10 protein-coding genes are annotated in these 15743 nt (G+C 77.5%); 3 read left to right on the forward strand and 7 right to left on the reverse strand.

Annotated elements, in window-relative coordinates; translation table 11 throughout:
* The first annotated feature begins 38 nt into the window (after positions 1 to 38).
* The gene (locus ACN20G_RS01360) at positions 39 to 3212 is read left to right on the forward strand and encodes a hypothetical protein (protein WP_424210838.1); all 3174 of its coding nucleotides are present in this window, start codon (positions 39 to 41) and stop codon (positions 3210 to 3212) included.
* Between the two features lie 46 nt (positions 3213 to 3258).
* Here the strand turns inward: ACN20G_RS01360 and ACN20G_RS01365 are convergent, their stop codons facing one another.
* From ACN20G_RS01365 to ACN20G_RS01390, 6 genes are all read right to left on the reverse strand, one after another.
* Positions 3259 to 4728, reverse strand: a complete 1470-nt coding sequence (locus ACN20G_RS01365; protein WP_424210839.1) for a dihydrolipoyl dehydrogenase family protein — start codon at positions 4726 to 4728, stop codon at positions 3259 to 3261.
* Positions 4729 to 4852: 124 nt separating this feature from the next.
* Positions 4853 to 5242, reverse strand: a complete 390-nt coding sequence (trxA, locus tag ACN20G_RS01370; RefSeq protein WP_424210840.1) for a thioredoxin — start codon at positions 5240 to 5242, stop codon at positions 4853 to 4855.
* 82 nt (positions 5243 to 5324) lie between these two features.
* On the reverse strand, positions 5325 to 6779 hold the full coding sequence (locus ACN20G_RS01375) for an aldehyde dehydrogenase family protein (protein ID WP_424210841.1): 1455 nt from the start codon (positions 6777 to 6779) through the stop codon (positions 5325 to 5327).
* Positions 6780 to 6961: 182 nt separating this feature from the next.
* Positions 6962 to 8026: a S66 family peptidase gene (locus tag ACN20G_RS01380; protein WP_424210842.1), complete on the reverse strand. Its 1065-nt coding sequence runs from the start codon at positions 8024 to 8026 to the stop codon at positions 6962 to 6964.
* A gap of 93 nt (positions 8027 to 8119) precedes the next feature.
* On the reverse strand, positions 8120 to 9313 hold the full coding sequence (locus ACN20G_RS01385; RefSeq protein WP_424210843.1) for a thiolase family protein: 1194 nt from the start codon (positions 9311 to 9313) through the stop codon (positions 8120 to 8122).
* A gap of 210 nt (positions 9314 to 9523) precedes the next feature.
* A complete protein-coding gene (locus tag ACN20G_RS01390; protein ID WP_424210844.1) occupies positions 9524 to 10684 on the reverse strand; it encodes a LacI family DNA-binding transcriptional regulator in 1161 nt (386 codons plus the stop codon).
* A 2190-nt stretch (positions 10685 to 12874) separates the two neighbouring features.
* Here ACN20G_RS01390 and ACN20G_RS01395 point away from each other — a divergent pair.
* Positions 12875 to 13360, forward strand: coding sequence for a type II toxin-antitoxin system PemK/MazF family toxin (locus ACN20G_RS01395; protein WP_424210845.1), 486 nt, complete (start codon positions 12875 to 12877; stop codon positions 13358 to 13360).
* Here ACN20G_RS01395 and ACN20G_RS01400 read toward each other — a convergent pair.
* Positions 13345 to 14232, reverse strand: coding sequence for a TIGR02452 family protein (locus ACN20G_RS01400; protein ID WP_424210846.1), 888 nt, complete (start codon positions 14230 to 14232; stop codon positions 13345 to 13347). The two genes, ACN20G_RS01395 and ACN20G_RS01400, sit on opposite strands and share 16 nt — an antisense overlap.
* A 132-nt stretch (positions 14233 to 14364) precedes the next feature.
* On the opposite strand from ACN20G_RS01400, the gene egtA reads away from it, so the two are divergent.
* Complete coding sequence (gene egtA / locus ACN20G_RS01405) at positions 14365 to 15726, forward strand: ergothioneine biosynthesis glutamate--cysteine ligase EgtA (RefSeq protein ID WP_424210847.1); 1362 nt, start codon at positions 14365 to 14367, stop codon at positions 15724 to 15726.
* Positions 15727 to 15743 lie beyond the last annotated feature (17 nt).

Genomic DNA, 15743 nt, shown 5'->3' on the forward strand with positions numbered 1-15743 from the left:
TGGACTGTTCGCCGTGACCGAGGTGGGGGTGGTGGGGGATGCCCGACGACGAGCACGAGCCCGAACACGACGAGCACGGGCCCGAGCGCCCGGTGGACCTCACGGCCCGGACCGCGCGGATCGCGGCCCGGGCCGTCGCCCCCGGCGTCGGGGGCCCCGAGCGCCCGGACGCGGTGCTGTGGTGGAACACCGACCCGGCCGAGGAACCCCGCCCGCGCGCGGCCTGGCTGCCCCGCGCGATCCGGCCCCGCGAGTGCCGCGCCCCCGCCCCGGGCCTGCCGTTCGTCGGGCGCACCGGGGACGTGGTCGAACTGGCCTCGGCCCTCGCCTCGGCCCGCTCCGGGACCTGGGTGGTGACCGGTCCGCGCGGGGTCGGCAAGAGCGAGCTGCTGCGGCACACCCTGGCGGGCCTGCGGGCCGACCCGCGCGGTCGGCCCGACGCGGTCCTCCACGTGGACCTCGCCGAATTCGGCTCCGACGAGCCGCCCGCCGCGGTCCACCGGGCCCTGGGGCGGCTGCTGCGCGACCTGGGGCTGCCCGCCGGCGCCGTCCCGCAGGAGCCCGAGGGCCGCGCGCGCGTGTTCCGCGAGGTCCTGACCGCGCTGACGGCGCACGGGCTGCGCGTGCTGATCGCCCTGGACCACGCGGGCGAGCCCGGGGACCTCGCCCCGCTGCTGCCCCCGCCCGACACCGCCCTCGCGCTGATCGCGGGCCGCGAACCCGCCCTCGCCTCGCTGGCCGACCGGACCGGGGACGGGCGCCTGGTGCTGGGCCGGCTCTCCGAGGCCGACGCCGCCGAACTCGTGCGCGCCGCCGCCCGCGCCGCCTCGGGCGAGACCCCGGGCGGCCCCGTGGACGAACTCGCCCGCCGCCGCGCGCCCGACGCGGGGGTCGTGGCCCGGGTGGTGGCCGCGAGCGCGGGCCTGCCCGCCGCCCTGCGCCTGCGCGCCGGCAGCGGCACCGTCGGCGGCGCCCCGCGGACCGCCGGTCCGGACGGGGCGGGCGAGACGCCCACCGGACCGCTCGCCGACCGCGCCGTGCACGCCGCCCTCGACGTGGCCCGGGCCCGGCTCGGGCACGACGGCGCCCGACTGCTGCGGCTGCTCACCCTGGCCGACGGCCGGGGTCTGGTCCTGGCCGAGGTGACGGCGCTGTGGGGCGAGGACGCCGAACCCGCCTGGGCCGGGCGGGCGTTGGCGGATCTGGTGCGCGCCGGACTCGTCGAGCACCGACCGGCCGGCACCGTGGGCACCGAGGAGCGCTGGCTGCTGCCGCACCCCTGGGCGGACCGGGTGGCCGAGGAGGCGCAGCGCCGGGCCCGGGAGGACGGGCGGGCCGTCGCGTGGCGTCGACTCGGCCTCCACCGGGCCGGGTTGGCGGGCCAGGCGGTATCGGTGGCCGAGGCCCTGGACCGGGGGGACGCTCCCCCGCCGACCCCCGATTTCGAGCATCCCACGGAAGCCCTGGCCTGGTTGGAGGAGCACGAACGGGAGATCGTCGCGGGCGCGCACCGGTCGACGGAGCTGCGCTTGGCGGGCCCGGCCGAGGTGGCCCGTGACCTGCTGGAGCTGTGCGAGACGCTGCGGCCGTGGTTCGCGCGGCGCGCCGCCCACGGGGCCTGGGCCCGGCTGGCCTCGCTGACCGCGATGGTGGCCACGGCGGCCGGGGACCCCGGGGCGGAGGCCCGCGCCCTGCACCTGCTCGCCGACTGCTGCCTTGACCGCGCGCTGTGGGATCGCGCCGAGGGCCTGTACGCGGGGGTCCTCGACCGCGCGGCCGCCCTCGTCGACCCCGCGGCCCGGGCCCGGGCCCTGGACGGGCGGGGCCGGGCCCTGAGCGGCGCGGGCCGGACGGAGGAGGCCGAGCGGGCCCTGCGCGCCGCCGTCGCCGCGTACGGGCGGGCGGGTCGAACGGAGGAGGCGGCCGAGGCATGGCGGCACCTGGGGCTGTTGGCGGCCGGGCGGGGGAAGGGCCGGCAGGCGCTGTCCGCCCTGGAACGCTCGACGCGTGCGGCGACCGCCGCGGGGGACCGGCGGGCCCTGGCCGCGGCCTCGGGCGATCTGGGGCTCGCGCTGCTGCTGTCGCGGCGCCCGGCGGAGTCCCTGGCCCGGCACGTGACGGCGCGCGAGCTGTGCCGCGCGGTCGGGGACCGGGCCGGCGAGGGGCGCGAACTGACCGGCGAGGGCTGCGCGTTACGGGCCCTGGGGCGGACCGGGGAGGCCCTCGAACGGTTCGCGGAGGCCGCGGCGGTGCTGCGGTCATCGGGGGACGCGTTCGCCGAACACCTGGCGCGCGGGGATCTCGCGCCGCTGCTGCGGCAGACGGGCCGGCCCGAGGAGGCCCTGGAGGCCGGGGCCCGGGTGACGGCCTTCCACGAACGGATCGGCGCGGACCGCTTCCTCGGGATCGCCCTCCTCGCGGAGGGCTCGGGGCTGCTGGCCCGCGAACGCCCCGCCGAGGCCCTGCCCCTGCTGGAACGGGCGGTGGCCCTGTTGGCGGCGCTGCCGGACGCGCGGGCCGAGGAGGGCGAGGCCCAGGGGGCGCTGGCCCAGGCCCTGCGCGGGGTGGGGCGGCACGCGGAGGCCCTCGACGCGCACGCCCGTGACCTGGCCCTGGCACGGGCGCGCCGAGACCGGCCGACGGAGACGGCGGCCCTGCGCGGCCAGGGGATCACGCTGCGGGAACTGGGCCGGGAACGGGAGGCGTTCACCGCCCTGCGCAAGTCCTCGGCGGCCGGCGGCCCGGTGCTCGGCGCCGAGGGCACCTTCCCGCAGGCGGGCCCGGCGGGGGCCGTCCCGCGGGGGGCGTGGCGCTCGTTGGCCCGGTGGTACGCGGCGTTGACGGTGGCGTTCGCGGCCCTCGCGGTGGGGATGCGGATCTGGCCGGGCCCGGCGGGCACCCCGTTCTTCTGGATCTCGGCGGGCAGCGCCCTGTTGTCGCTGTCGGCGGTCTGGGGCTTCGGCCGCTTCGCCCCGGAGCGCGGCCTGGCACGCCTGGATCTGGCGAACTTCGGCTGGGGGGTGTTGGCCTTCGTCTGGATGCTGCTGTCGTGGCTGGTGCCGATCGGGGTGGTGGTGTCGCTGTTCACGGAGACGGGGTTCTGGGACCGGCCGGGGCGGGCGGCGACGCTGATCGTGCTGTTCGTGGCGCTGAACGCGGCCGTGTACCACGTGGGGCAGCGGGGCCGGGCGCTGCTGCTCCCGGGCCTGTGAGGGCCGGCGGGCGCGGCCGGGGCGGGCCGGCCCCGGCCCGCCCCGGTCAGCCGGCGCCGCCCGCCTCGGCCGCCTCCTCGTCGCGGAGGCGTTCCAGCAGCCGCAGCCAGATCTCGCTGAGGGTGGGGAACGCGGGCACGGCGTGCCACAGCCGGGCGAGGGGGACCTCTCCGACGACGGCGACGGTGGCGGCGTGGACGAGTTCGGCGGCGCCGGGGCCCACGAACGTGGCGCCCACCAGCACGCCCCGGTCGAGGTCCACGAGGATCCGGGCCCGGCCCCGGTAGCCCTCGGCGTGCAGTCCCGCGCCGGCCACGGCGCCGAGGTCGTGGTCGACGGCGCGCACCCGCAGTCCGGCCCGGCGGGCCTCGGCGAGGGAGGGTCCGACGGCGGCGGCCTCGGGGTCGGTGAAGACGACCTGGGGCACGGCCCGGGTGTCGGCGGTCGCGGTGTAGGGACCCCAGGGGGTCTCGTCGACGGGTGCGCCGTTGCCGTCGGAGCGCGCGCGGGCGGCGATGGCGGCGCCCGCGATCCGGGCCTGGTACTTGCCCTGGTGGGTGAGGAGCGCCCGGTGGTTCACGTCGCCGACGGCGTACAGCCAGTCGTGGCCGGGGACGCGGCAGGACTCGTCCACGTCGATCCAGGCGCCGGGTTCGAGGCCGACGGTGTCGAGCCCGATGTCCTCGGTGCGGGGCAGTCGGCCGGTGGCCATGAGGAGTTCGTCCCCGGTGACGGTCTCGCCGCCGGTGAGGACCGCGGTGACGGGGCCGGTGGAGCCGTCGCGGACCACGGCCTCCACGTCGACCCCGGTGCGGACCTCCGCGCCGGCCTCGCGCAGGGCCTCGGCGACGAGTTCGCCGGCGAACTCCTCCATCCGCGGCAGCAGCCGCGGGCCGCGGGCCAGCACGGTGACCCGGGAGCCCAGGCCCTGCCAGGCGGTGGCCATCTCCACGGCGACCACCGAGCCGCCGACCACGATCAGGTGCCCGGGGGCGCCCTGCGCGGAGGTGGCCTCGCGGCTGGTCCACGGGCGGGCCCCGGACAGGCCCGGGAGGTCGGGGAGCAGGGCGCGGCTGCCGGTGGCCACGATCACCGCGTGCTTGGCGGTCAGGACGTGGTGTTCGCCCTCGGGGCCGGTGACGCTGACCTTGCGGATGCCGTACAGGCGGCCGTGGCCCCGGTAGAGGTGCACGTCGACGGAGTCGATCCAGGAGACCTGTCCGTCGTCCTTCCAGTGGCTCACCCACTCGTCCCGGCGGGCCAGCACGGCCTCGGTGTCCAGGGGGCCGGTCACGGCGCCGGCGAGGCCGGGCACGCGGCGGGCGTCGGCCCGCGCGAGCACCGGGCGTAGCAGCGCCTTGCTGGGGATGCAGGCCCAGTAGGAGCATTCGCCCCCGACCAGTTCGCTCTCCACCAGGGCCGTCCTCAGGCCCGCGGCCCGGGTCCGGTCGGCCGCGTTCTCGCCCGCCGGTCCCCCGCCGAGCACCACCACGTCGTACTCCACCGCTTCGGTCATGTGTCCCAGTCTGACCCGGAAGGGCGGCGCGTATGCGCCGGCGCACCGCCCGACCGGCCGGTTTCCGTACCCGGGGGCGGAAACCGGAAGGCGGGCGGCGCGCCGGTGCGGGGCCGGGGCGGGGTCAGGCCCCGGGGGTCTCGGCCTGGCCTTGGGCGGCCTCGGCGGCGATCTTGGCGCGGACCTCGTCCATGTCCAGGGCGCGGGCCTGGCCGATGACGTCCTCCAGCGCGTTGGCGGGGAGGGCGCCGGGCTGGGCGAAGATCGCGACGCGGTCGCGGACGATCATGAGGGTGGGGATGGAGCGGATCTCGAAGGCCGCGGCCAGCTCGGGCTGGGCCTCGGTGTCGACCTTCGCGAAGACCAGGTCGGGGTGCTCGGCGGAGGCCTTCTCGTAGACCGGGCCGAACTGCCGGCAGGGCCCGCACCATTCGGCCCAGAAGTCGATCAACACGAACGGGTTCTCGCTGACCGTCGTGTCGAAGTTCTCCTTGGTGAGTTCCACGGTTGCCACGTTTTCCGACCTCCTGAAGGGTGTGCGTGCCGGGATCAACGATCGGGGGGCCCGTTCCATTCCAGGCACGTGCCGGATCGGTTCAGAACGGGTGCGCGGGCGCGGTGGCGCGCAGGGTGGTCCAGCGCAGTTCGGTGAAGGCGTCGAGGTTGGCCTCGCCGCCGAAGCGGGCGCCGGTGCCGGAGGCGCCCAGGCCGCCGAAGGGGGCGACGGCCTCGTCGTTGACGGTCTGGTCGTTGACGTGGGCGATGCCGGTGGGGATGCGGTCGGCGAGTGCGAGGCCGCGGGCGGCGTCGGCGGTGACGATGCCCAACGAGAGGCCGTAGGGGCCGGCGCTCGCGAGGGCCACGGCCTCGTCCTCGGTCTCGAAGGGGCGCACGGGGGCGACCGGGCCGAAGACCTCCTCGGTCCAGGCCGGGGTGTCCTCGCCGCAGCCGGCCAGGACGGTGGGCCGGTGGAAGAGGGTGTCGTCCTCGTGGACGCCGCCGGCGACGGCCTTGGCCCCGTGTTCGAGGCTGCGGGTGACCAGGGAGCGGACCCGGTCGAGCTGGCGGCGGTCGATGAGGGGGCCGAGGTGGACGCGGTCGCGGTAGGGGTCGCCGACCGCGAGGGCCTCGGCGCGGGCGGCGAGGCGTTCCACGTACTCGTCGTACCGGGAGGCGTGGACGAGGTGCCGGCCGGCGGTCATGCAGATCTGGCCCTGGTGGAAGAAGCTGCCCCAACTGGCCTGGGCGACGGCGGCCTCCAGGTCGGCGTCGGCGAGGACGAGGAGGGCGGAGTTGCCGCCGAGTTCGAGGTGGGCGCGGGTGAGGGTGCGGCCGGCGAGTTCGCCGACGGTGCGGCCGACGGCGGTGGAGCCGGTGAAGGAGACCACGCGGACGGCGGGGTCGGTGACGAGGGCCGCGCCGACGGCGCCGTCCCCGGGCAGGACCGTCAGGAGGCCCGGGGGCAGTCCGGCGGCCTCGAACACGGCGGCGAGGGCGAGGCCGCCGCAGACGGCGGTGCGCGGGTCGGGTTTGAGCAGGACGGCGTTGCCGAGGGCCAGGGCGGGGGCGACGGAGCGGATGGCGAGGATCAGGGGGGCGTTGAAGGGGGCGATGACCCCGACGACGCCGGCGGGGCGGCGTTCGGTGAAGGAGTGGCGGGCGCTCTCGCTGCGCAGCACCTGGCCGGTGGGGCGGGAGGCGAGGGCGGCGGCCTCGTGGCACTCCTGGACGGCGACGTGGAGTTCGAAGTCGGCCTTGCCGGGTATGGAGCCGGATTCGCGGACGAGCCAGGTGCGCAGTTCGTCGGCGTGTTCCTCGAAGAGGGCGGCGGCGCGGCGCAGGACGGCGGCGCGGGCGATGTGGCCGGCGGCGGCCCAGGCGGGTTGCGCCTCGGCGGCGCGGGCGGCGGCCGGGGCCACGTCGGCGGGGGCGGCGTGCTCGATCTCGGCGAGGGCGTCCCCGGTGGCGGGTTCGAGGACGGCGGCCCGGCCGCCGCCGAGGGGGCCGGGGCCGTGGTCGGGGCGGCGGCGGGTGGGGTCGATCAGGGGCATGGCGCGACCTCCGGGGGCGGGACACGGGGTGGGGGGCAGCCGATCGGCCGGATCATCGTGCCAGAGCGGACCGTGCGAACCAGATCGGTTATCGGGCATATGCGCTCGCCGTGCTGACCGAATTCCGCCCCGGAAACGTCAGGTCCCGATCGGGTCCGGAGCGATCCGGCCAGCGCGTGTGCTCAGTAGGTGACGTGGATCCGGCGGGCGGGGCCGTCCACGCGCACCAGGCCGCCGACCGGGATGACGAGTTGTGGGTCGGTGTGGCCGAGGTCCACGTCGAAGACGGCGGGCGCGGTGGGCGCGTACGCCTCCAACACCCGCTCCACGGCCGCCCGTTGGTCGGCGCGGTAGCGGGCCCGGGTCTCGGCGTCGGGCAGGTGGTCGAGGCTGCGGGCCTTGGCGCGGCCGACGAGGACGGCGGCGAAGCGGGCGAGCAGTCCGCGTTCGCCGAGGTTGCGGAGCATCCGGAACACCTCCTCGGCCGGGGGGAGTTCCTCGGAGGTCTCCACGAACAGGACCTCGCCGTCGCGGTCCGTGTCGCGCGGGCCGGTGCGGGCGGCGGCGAGCATCCAGGTGAGGATCTCCAGGTTCCCGCCCCAGGCCCGGCCCTCGACCACCCGGTCCGCGTTGCGCCAGGTCCAGCCCCCGGCCGGTTCGGTCTCGGGTTCGGCCTCGAAGGTCGCGGGATCGTCCCAGGGGCGGTCGAGGTCGCGGAAGGACTCGGCGGGGGTGAGTTCGAAGGGGCCGGTGTCGAAGAGGGCGGCCCGCGCGGAGGCGGCGGTGAGCGGGTGCAGGGCGCCGGGGCGGCCGAACTCGGTCATGACACTGGCCCCGTGGTAGGCGACCATGCCGAGCGAGCGCAGGAACAGCAGCAGGTTGGTGTTGTCGCTGTAGCCGAAGAAGGGCTTGGGGTGGGCGCGCAGGAGCTCGGCGTCCAGGTGCGGGATCACGGTGATCTGGTCGTCGCCGCCGATGGTCGCGATCACCGCCTTCACCTCGGGGTCGGCGAACGCGGCGTGCAGGTCGGCGGCGCGGGCGGCGGCGCTCGCGCCCGGGGTCCGGGTGGTGGGGTACTCGCGCACGACCAGCCCGAACTCCTCCCGCAGCCGCCGCAGCCCCAGTTCGTGGGGGCGCGGCAGCAGGCCGGCCAGGCCCGAGGAGGGCGAGAGCACGGCGACGGTGTCCCCGGGCCGCGGCTTGGGCGGGTGCCGCACGGGAGGGTGCTCGGTGTGGTCGGCGTCCATGCGGTCATCGTAGGTTCCGGCCCACCCGGCCGCCCGGGCGGGCCGGCGGGGTCGGAGCGACGGCGTCAGGGCGACGGCGTCGGGCCGGCGGGGTCAGCGTTCGAGGACCAGCGCGATCCCTTGGCCGACGCCCACGCACAGGGCCGCCAGGCCGACCCCGGAGCCGGCGGCGGCGAGCCGGTGCGCGACCGTGCCCGCCAGGCGTGCGCCGGAGGCCCCGAGGGGGTGACCGAGCGCGATGGCCCCGCCCCAGGGGTTGAGGAGTTTCGGGTCGAGTTCCGGCCACGCCTCCAGGCAGCCCAGGGCCTGCGCGGCGAATGCCTCGTTGAGTTCCACGGTGGTCAGCTCGCGGATCCCCCGGCCGGCGCGGGCCAGGGCCTTGGCGACGGCGTCGACGGGGCCGAGGCCGAAGAGGTGGGGCTCGATGCCGGTGACGGCGGAGGCCCGGATCCGGGCCAGGGGTTCGCGGCCGGTCGTGGCGAGCCCGGCCTCGTCGGTCAACAGCAGGGCGGCGGCCCCGTCGTTGAGGGGGGAGGCGTTGCCGGCGGTGACGGTGCCGGTGCCGTCCTCTCGGAAGGCCGGGCGGAGCCGGGCCAGGGCGGCGGCGGTGGTGTCGGGGCGCACGGACTCGTCGCGGTCGAGGGCGACGCGGGGGACGGGCACGAGCTCGGCGTCGAACCGGCCCTCGGCGTGGGCGGCGGCGGCCTTGCGGTGGCTGTCGAGGGCGAAGGCGTCCTGGGCCTCGCGGGTGATGCCGTGGCGGGCGGCGATCAGTTCGGCGCCCTCGCCCAGGGGGACGGTCCACTCGGGGGGCAGGGCGGGGTTGGTCATCCGCCAGCCGAGGGTGGTGGACCACATCTGCTGGTGGCCGGCCGGGTGCGGCCGCTCGGGCTTCCGCACCACCCACGGGGCGCGGCTCATCGACTCGACCCCGCCCGCGACGGCCACCGAGGCGTCGCCGACGGCGATGGCACGGGCCGCCTGGATCACGGCCTCCAGGCCGGAGCCACAGAGCCGGTTCACGGTCACCCCGGGGACCGTCACGGGCAGCCCGGCCAGCAGCACCGCCATCCGGGCCACGTCCCGGTTGTCCTCGCCGGCGCCGTTGGCGTCGCCGAAGTACACGTCGTCCACGCGGGCCGGGTCGAGGGCGGGGCTGCGGTCGATCAGGGACCGCAGGACGTGGGCGGCGAGGTCGTCGGGGCGCACCCCGGCGAGCGCCCCGCCGTACCGGCCGATCGGGGTCCGTACGGCGTCCACCACGTACACGTCTCGGATGCTGCTCACAGGGGGGTCTCTCCCGGGTCCGGCTCCGACGGGTCGACCGCGTGGCGGGGCGCCCGGGTCCGGCCGCACGGCGGGGCCGGTCCGCGCGCGCCGTCGCGGCGGAGGAGCGCCCGGTGGGGCGCGTCCGCAGTGTCCGTCCGATGATCGCGGCCTGTCAACGCCCGCCGGTTCCGGGCCCCGGCCGGGGGCGGGGTCCGGCCGGGTCGGGCCTCAGGTGGTCTCGCGGGGCACGGCCCGGGCCTTGCTCAGCTCGTGCCGGCCGGGCTCGGTCTCGGGTCGCGAGACGGCCTGGTCGACGACGGCGGCGAGGTGGTCGCCGCTGGGGACCTCCAGGCGGACGGTGCTGAGCCGGGGGCGCAGCATGCGGCCGATCATGAGGTCGTCGGCGCCCATCACGGCGACGTCCTCGGGGACCCGCAGCCCCTCGTCGGCGAGGGCGCGCATGAGGACCATGGCGTACTCGTCGTTGTAGGCGAAGACGGCGTCCAGCTTGGACTCCCGCCAGCGGGCGGCCAGCTCGGCCCCCGACTCCTCGGTGTAGGACATCGGCAGCGGCAGCACGGTCACCCCGGTGACCCCCTGTTCGGCGGCCTGGCGGGCGGCCGAGCGGGCGCCGGCGAGCCGGGGCGCGGAGAACAGTTCCAGGCCGTTCTCGCGGGGCACGACCACCCCGATGCGGCGGCGGCCGCGTTCGATCAGGTGGGCCACGGCGCGCAGGCCCACCTCGGACTGGTCCATGAGGAGGGCGTGGGCGCCCTCCACGGGCTCCTGCCCGAGGGTGAGCACGGCGCGGGCGCCGGCCCGCTTGAGGGTGGCGACGTTGTCCGCGTCGAGGGTGATCTCGCCGAGTGCGATCACCGCCACGGGACGCAGTTCGGCCCAGGCGCGGGCGGCCTGGTTGCCGGAGAGCCCGAGGCTGCCGTACTGGACCACGGTGTAGTCCAGGCGGCGCAGGGACCACTGGAGTTCGTTGAGGAAGGTGCTGTAGAGGGGTCCGACGGGGACGTGCGAGGTGGGCATGAGCACGATCCGGGTGTGGCCGGCGCGCAGGGTGCGGGCGGCCGCGTGCGGCACGTATCCGAGTTCCTCGGCGGCCTCGCGGACCTTGCGCCGGGTGGGCTCGCTGATGCGTACGGCGGAGGCGTTGTTGAGGACGTAGCTGACCGTGGCCCGGGAGACGCCCGCGAGCCGGGCCACGTCGGCGCTCGTCGGCGCGGCTCCGACGACGGGCGGCGGCGGGGCCGGGGGCGCGGCGGCGAGGGACCCGCCGAGGGTCGGGCCGGGGGGGCCTGGGGGCGCGGGGCTGCGGTCGGACGCGGTGGAGTCCTCGGGTCCGGTCGGCCGTTGTGGGGGGTGCGGTGACTGTGACATTGCCTCGGCATCTTTCCAGACCGTTCGGCCCGTGGGGCCGGCAGATGGCCTGAAAGGAATGCGAGAGTGGGGTTACACGATTCATTGGCACGTGTAATCGAACCGGGGGACGCCCGTGGCCTCGAATGCCCGGTCGACGCCGTGCCCGGTCCGGCCCCACCGCGGCGCCCGACGGCCGCCGGACCGGGCCCCGGGCGGACGCGCCGTCCGATCCGGCGCCGCCCGCACGCCGCGTCCCCCCGGCCGGCCCGCACCCCGCGAACCCGACCGCGCGCCGGGCGAGTCGCGCGCCCCGCCGACGCGCGGACCCCGGGGACGCCTCCCCACACGGCGACCACCCCTCCCCGACACCGACCGCGCCTCGAACGGCGGGCCGCCGCGAACACGAATACGCGCCGGACAAGTCACGCGCCCCGCCGGCGCACGAGATCGGCGACCGCCCTCCCAGGCACCGGCCGCGCCCCGAGCGGCGGGGCGGCACGGAACACGGGTTCCTGCCGGGTGGGTCGCGTCCCATCGGCGCACGAGATCCCGGGCACGGCGGCCCCTCCACAGCGACCGCCCTCCCAGGCACCGGCCGCACCCCGAGCGGCGGGAGGGCACGAACACGAGTACGCACCGGGGGAGCCGCACGTCCCATCGAGGCGTGGGATCCCGGGCACGGCGGCTCCTGCACGGCTACCGGCCTCCCAAGCACCGACCGTGCCCCGAGCGGCGGGGGGCGCGGACGCGAGATCGCGCCAGGTGCGTCGCACGTCCCATCGGGGCGCGGGATCCCGGGCACGGCGGCCCCTCCACTGCGACCGGTCTCTCAGGAGCCGGCAGCACCCCGGGCGACGACGGGCGCGAACACGAGCTCGCGCCGGGTGGGTCGCACATCCCGTCGGCGCACGGGGGTGTCCCGGGCACGCCGGCCCCAGCACGGCGGCCGACCTCACAGGCGCCGGCGGCACCCCCGGGCGGCGGGTGGGCGGGGAGCATCGGCGTGGCGCTGCGGGCCCGGTCCCGCGTGTCGGGGCGTTCCGCGGCTCAGGACGCGGCAACCGGTCCGGGAGGGCTCGCCGGGGCGCGGATCGACGGCCCCACGCGGACGTACGCGATGGGCGCCGGCGCCGGAACGGGCCGCGCCCCGGCCCCGGCGACTGCAAACGCGCGGGGCAGGCGCTCGTCCTCGCCGACTGGCGCCCGGGGCCGAGCCGGCCAGGCGGCGCGCGCCGCCCGTTCGCACCCTCCACACCCCCTCGGGCGCCGCGCACGCGATCTCTCGGGTGCCGCCCCCGATGGCCGCCGGCTTCGGCGCCGAGGCCGGCAGCGCCCGGCCACTGCCGAGCGGGGCCCGGCGCGGGTCGTGGCGGGGCTGGGCGCTGGCCGTGGTGAGGCAGGGACTTGGCGGGCGCGGTGGGACCCAGCGAGCGTGGTGGGGCCGGACGCAGGCTCGATGGGCGTGATGGGGCAGCCTGGCACGGGCCGTGGTGGAGCTGCGGGCGGACGTGGTGGGGCGGGGCCCGGCGGGCGTGGCGGGACGGGCCCGGCGCGCGCGGTGGCGAGGCCGGGCGCAGGCCCGGTGGGCGTGATGGGCGGGCCCGGCGCGAGCGTGGTGGGACCGGGCGCGGGCCCGGTGGGGCGGGGCCCGGTGGGGCGGGGCCCGGTGGGGCGGGGCCCGGTGGGCGTGGTGGGGCGGGCGGGGGCGGTGGGGTGGCGCTCGGTGGGTGCGGGGTCCGTGGGGTGGGGTGTGTGGGGTGCGCGGTGTGGTGTGTTTGGGGCCCGTGTGGCGGGGCTCGGACTCGTCAATGGTTCTACGTCGATCGCCCGGACGGGTTCCGTTCGGCGCGCGCCCTCCACGCCGAGGCGAGCGCGCAACCCGGCGGGCCGGTCCCGGGCGGACTCCCCCGCACGGCCCGTCGCCCTCGCCCCGGGCACCGTCAACGCGCCCCCGCCGGGCGTGAGGCGAGGCCGTCCGTCGCCGATCGCGCGCCCGTTCCGGCCGCTTCCGCGCGCCGCCGGCCGCGCCCCGGGCCCGTCGTCGGACCCCCGTCCGCGTGACCGTGGCCGAACCTCGATCCGCCGAACGGGTGGGGGCGAGCGGGCCGGTGGAGTCTTCAGCCTGTCGGCCCGTCCCCGGCCGCCGGCGGCCCACGCGCGCGGGCGCACGCCCCCGGTCGCCCTCGCGTGCCCGCTACCCTCGGCCGCATGACGGCCCTCTCGCGCACCGCCCACGACGGTTTCCCCGATCCCCGTGAACCCGAGCCCCTGCCCGGACAGTTCGGGCCGCACGCCACGGTGGAGGCCGATCCCTCCCGGATCGGTCCCGTGCGCACCTCGTACGCGCCCGATCACGACGGGGACCCGGATCCCGGCGAGATCGTGTGGACCTTCGTGCCCTTTGAAGAGAACGACGGGCGCGGCAAGGACCGGCCGGTGCTGGTGGTGGCCCGCGAGGAGAGCGGGGGCACGGTGTTGGCCGTGCAGTTGTCGAGCAAGCGGCACGACGCCGACCGCGAGTGGGTGCCGATCGGCTCCGGGCCCTGGGACCGGGCGGGGCGCGAGTCCTGGGTGGACGTGGACCGGGTGTTGCGGCTGCACGAATCGGGGATGCGGCGCGAGGCATGCGCGCTGGACCGGGCCCGGTTCTCGCTCGTGGTGGAGCGGCTGCGGGAGCGCTACGGCTGGCGTTGAACCCCGCCCGGCCCACCGAGGCCCGTGCCGAGGCCCGTGCCGAAAGCCGCGTCGAAGGGGGCGCGGACGGCCGGGTCGCGGTCCAGGATCGCGAACACCACGTGGTCGAAGGCGTGGGCGAAGCGGCCCGTGAGGTGGGTGTGCCAGGCGGCGGCCACCGCGGCCGGGTCGTTGCGGAAGACCCCGCAGCCCCAGGCGCCGAGGACCAGGCGGCGGTGGCCGTGCCGGGCGGCGACCTCCAGGACCCGTTCGGCCCGCCGGACCAGGGCGGCGGGGATCTCGGGGGCGCGGTCGGGTTCGGCCCGGCGGACGGTGCCCGCGTTCGGGGCGGGCGAGGTGAGGAAGGAGACCCGGAAGGGGTGTTCCAGGAGCCGGCCCCGGTCGTCGCGGAACACCGGCACGCCCGGGGAGTGGATCACCCGGTCGGTGTAGAAGGTGCTCGCTCCGGCCCGGTGGACCTCGTAGAACTCCCGGGCCGTCAGCAGCGTCTCGTACAGGGCGGAGGCCCGGCACAGGGCCTCTTCCTGGGCCTTGGCCCCGTTGACGTAGCCGCCGCCGGGGTTGCGGGCGGAGGCGAAGGCGAGGACGGCGACCGAGCCGTCCGGGGAGCCGGCGAGACGGCGGGCCGCGACCGTGGAGCTCTCGCCCGTCACCTCGAAACGGGTCGGGGTTCGCGCCGCCGCACCCGGCGCGTCCGCCGGTCGGCCCAATTCTCCTGGTTCGACCGATTCCGGCCCATATATTCTGGTCTGCGCCAGGGCTTCCGCCAGGGCGTCGGCCAGATCCACCGGCCGGCCGGACGGTGACCGGTACCCGCCGGTGGCCACGATCTTCGCGTTCTCCCTCGCCAGGGCCTTGAGTCTGCCGCTCATCGGATCATCCTGACGGGGCGGGTTTCGGCCGGCAAAGGAGTTTCGGGCGAGTTCCGCGATTCGTCCCCCGAGGACGGCGGGTAGGGAGGGTTGGCCAACCCACGGCACGCGACTGGAGACGAGGATCCCGTCATGGCCCAGGACCCACCGCACGCCCCCGTCCCACCGGCCCCGCACCCTCCGAGGATCACCGAACCGGAGGCCGAGGACCTCCTGCACGGCATCTGTTTCAAGACCGGCCCCCCGCGCCTGGTCGGCGCCGAACTGGAATGGCTGGTCTGGGACCCCGCGAACCCCCACGTCCCGCCCTCGGCCGAGCGGCTCGCCGCCGCGCACGCCGCCGCCGGGGCCCTGCCGCTGCGCTCCGCGCTGACCGTGGAACCGGGCGGTCAGCTCGAACTCAGCTCGTCGCCCGCGACCTCCCCCGCCGCCTGCGTGGCCGAACTGGACGCGGACCTGACGGCCGTGCGCGCCGCCCTCGCGCCCCTGGGGCTCACCTTGGTGGGGCGCGGCCTGGACCCCCGGCCGACCCCCCGCTACCTGCGCTCGCCGCGCTACGACGCGATGGAGCGCTACTTCGACCGGATCGGTTCGGCCGGGCACTCGATGATGTGCGGTTCGGCCTCGGTGCAGGTCTGCGTGGACGCCGGGCACGAGGCGGACGGCCCCCTGGGGCACCGGCGCCGCTGGGAGCTGGCGCACCTGCTGGGCGCCGTGCTCGTGGCCGCGTTCGCGAACTCGCCGGGTGCCCCCTCGGGGCCCTACGCGGGCTGGCGCAGCGCCCGCCAGGGCCTGTGGGCCGACCTGGACCCGGCCCGGTCGCTGGCCCCGGACCCGGCCGAGGACCCGCGCCGGGCCTGGCCGCGTTCGGTCCTGGACACGCACGTGATGTGCGTGCGCCGGGACGAGACCGGGAGCGGGGCCGGAGCCGACGGGGCCGGGGCCGACGGGGCCGGCGCGTGGGAGGTGCCGGAGAAGCTGAGCTTCCGGGACTGGCTGCGCGGCGGCGACGCCGGCCGGCCCGCCCGCCGCGAGGACCTCGACTACCACCTGACCACCCTGTTCCCCCCGGTCCGGCCGCGCGGCGGGCACCTGGAGCTGCGGATGATCGACGCGCAGCCCGGCGCCGACGGCTGGATGGTGCCGATCCTGGTGGTGCACGCCCTGTTCGACGACCCGGAGGCCGGCGAGACGGCCTGGCGGGTGGTGCGCGGGCTCGCCGAGCGGTCCGGGCCGGAACCGGCCCCGCGCAACGAGCTGTGGCGGGCGGCGGCGCGGCTGGGGCCCGCCGATCCGGAGCTGCGGTCGGCGGCGCGGGCCTGCTTCCGGGCCGCCGAGGAGGCGCTGCCCCGGCTCGGGGTGCCCGAGCCGCTGCGGGCCCGCGTCGCGGAGTTCACCGAACGGTACGTGGCCCGAGGGCGATGTCCGGCCGATGACGAGACCGATCCGTGGCGCCCCGTCGGCGCCGACGCGCGGGAAGCGGGGCAGCCGTGACCGAGACCGACCGCCCC

It is taken from the genome of Streptomyces dryopteridis (genome assembly GCF_049606955.1).
Taxonomy (GTDB): domain Bacteria; phylum Actinomycetota; class Actinomycetes; order Streptomycetales; family Streptomycetaceae; genus Streptomyces.

Bases quoted from the DNA above. Each gene is read 5' to 3' on its own strand.
- ACN20G_RS01380 (WP_424210842.1), bottom strand. From the start codon at position 8,026: ATGGACGCCGACCACACCGAGCACCCTCCCGTGCGGCACCCGCCCAAG.
- ACN20G_RS01365 (WP_424210839.1), bottom strand. From the start codon at position 4,728: ATGACCGAAGCGGTGGAGTACGACGTGGTGGTGCTCGGCGGGGGACCG.
- ACN20G_RS01400 (WP_424210846.1), bottom strand. From the start codon at position 14,232: ATGAGCGGCAGACTCAAGGCCCTGGCGAGGGAGAACGCGAAGATCGTG.
- ACN20G_RS01390 (WP_424210844.1), bottom strand. From the start codon at position 10,684: ATGTCACAGTCACCGCACCCCCCACAACGGCCGACCGGACCCGAGGAC.
- ACN20G_RS01395 (WP_424210845.1), top strand. From the start codon at position 12,875: ATGACGGCCCTCTCGCGCACCGCCCACGACGGTTTCCCCGATCCCCGT.
- ACN20G_RS01360 (WP_424210838.1), top strand. From the start codon at position 39: ATGCCCGACGACGAGCACGAGCCCGAACACGACGAGCACGGGCCCGAG.
- egtA (WP_424210847.1), top strand. From the start codon at position 14,365: ATGGCCCAGGACCCACCGCACGCCCCCGTCCCACCGGCCCCGCACCCT.
- ACN20G_RS01375 (WP_424210841.1), bottom strand. From the start codon at position 6,779: ATGCCCCTGATCGACCCCACCCGCCGCCGCCCCGACCACGGCCCCGGC.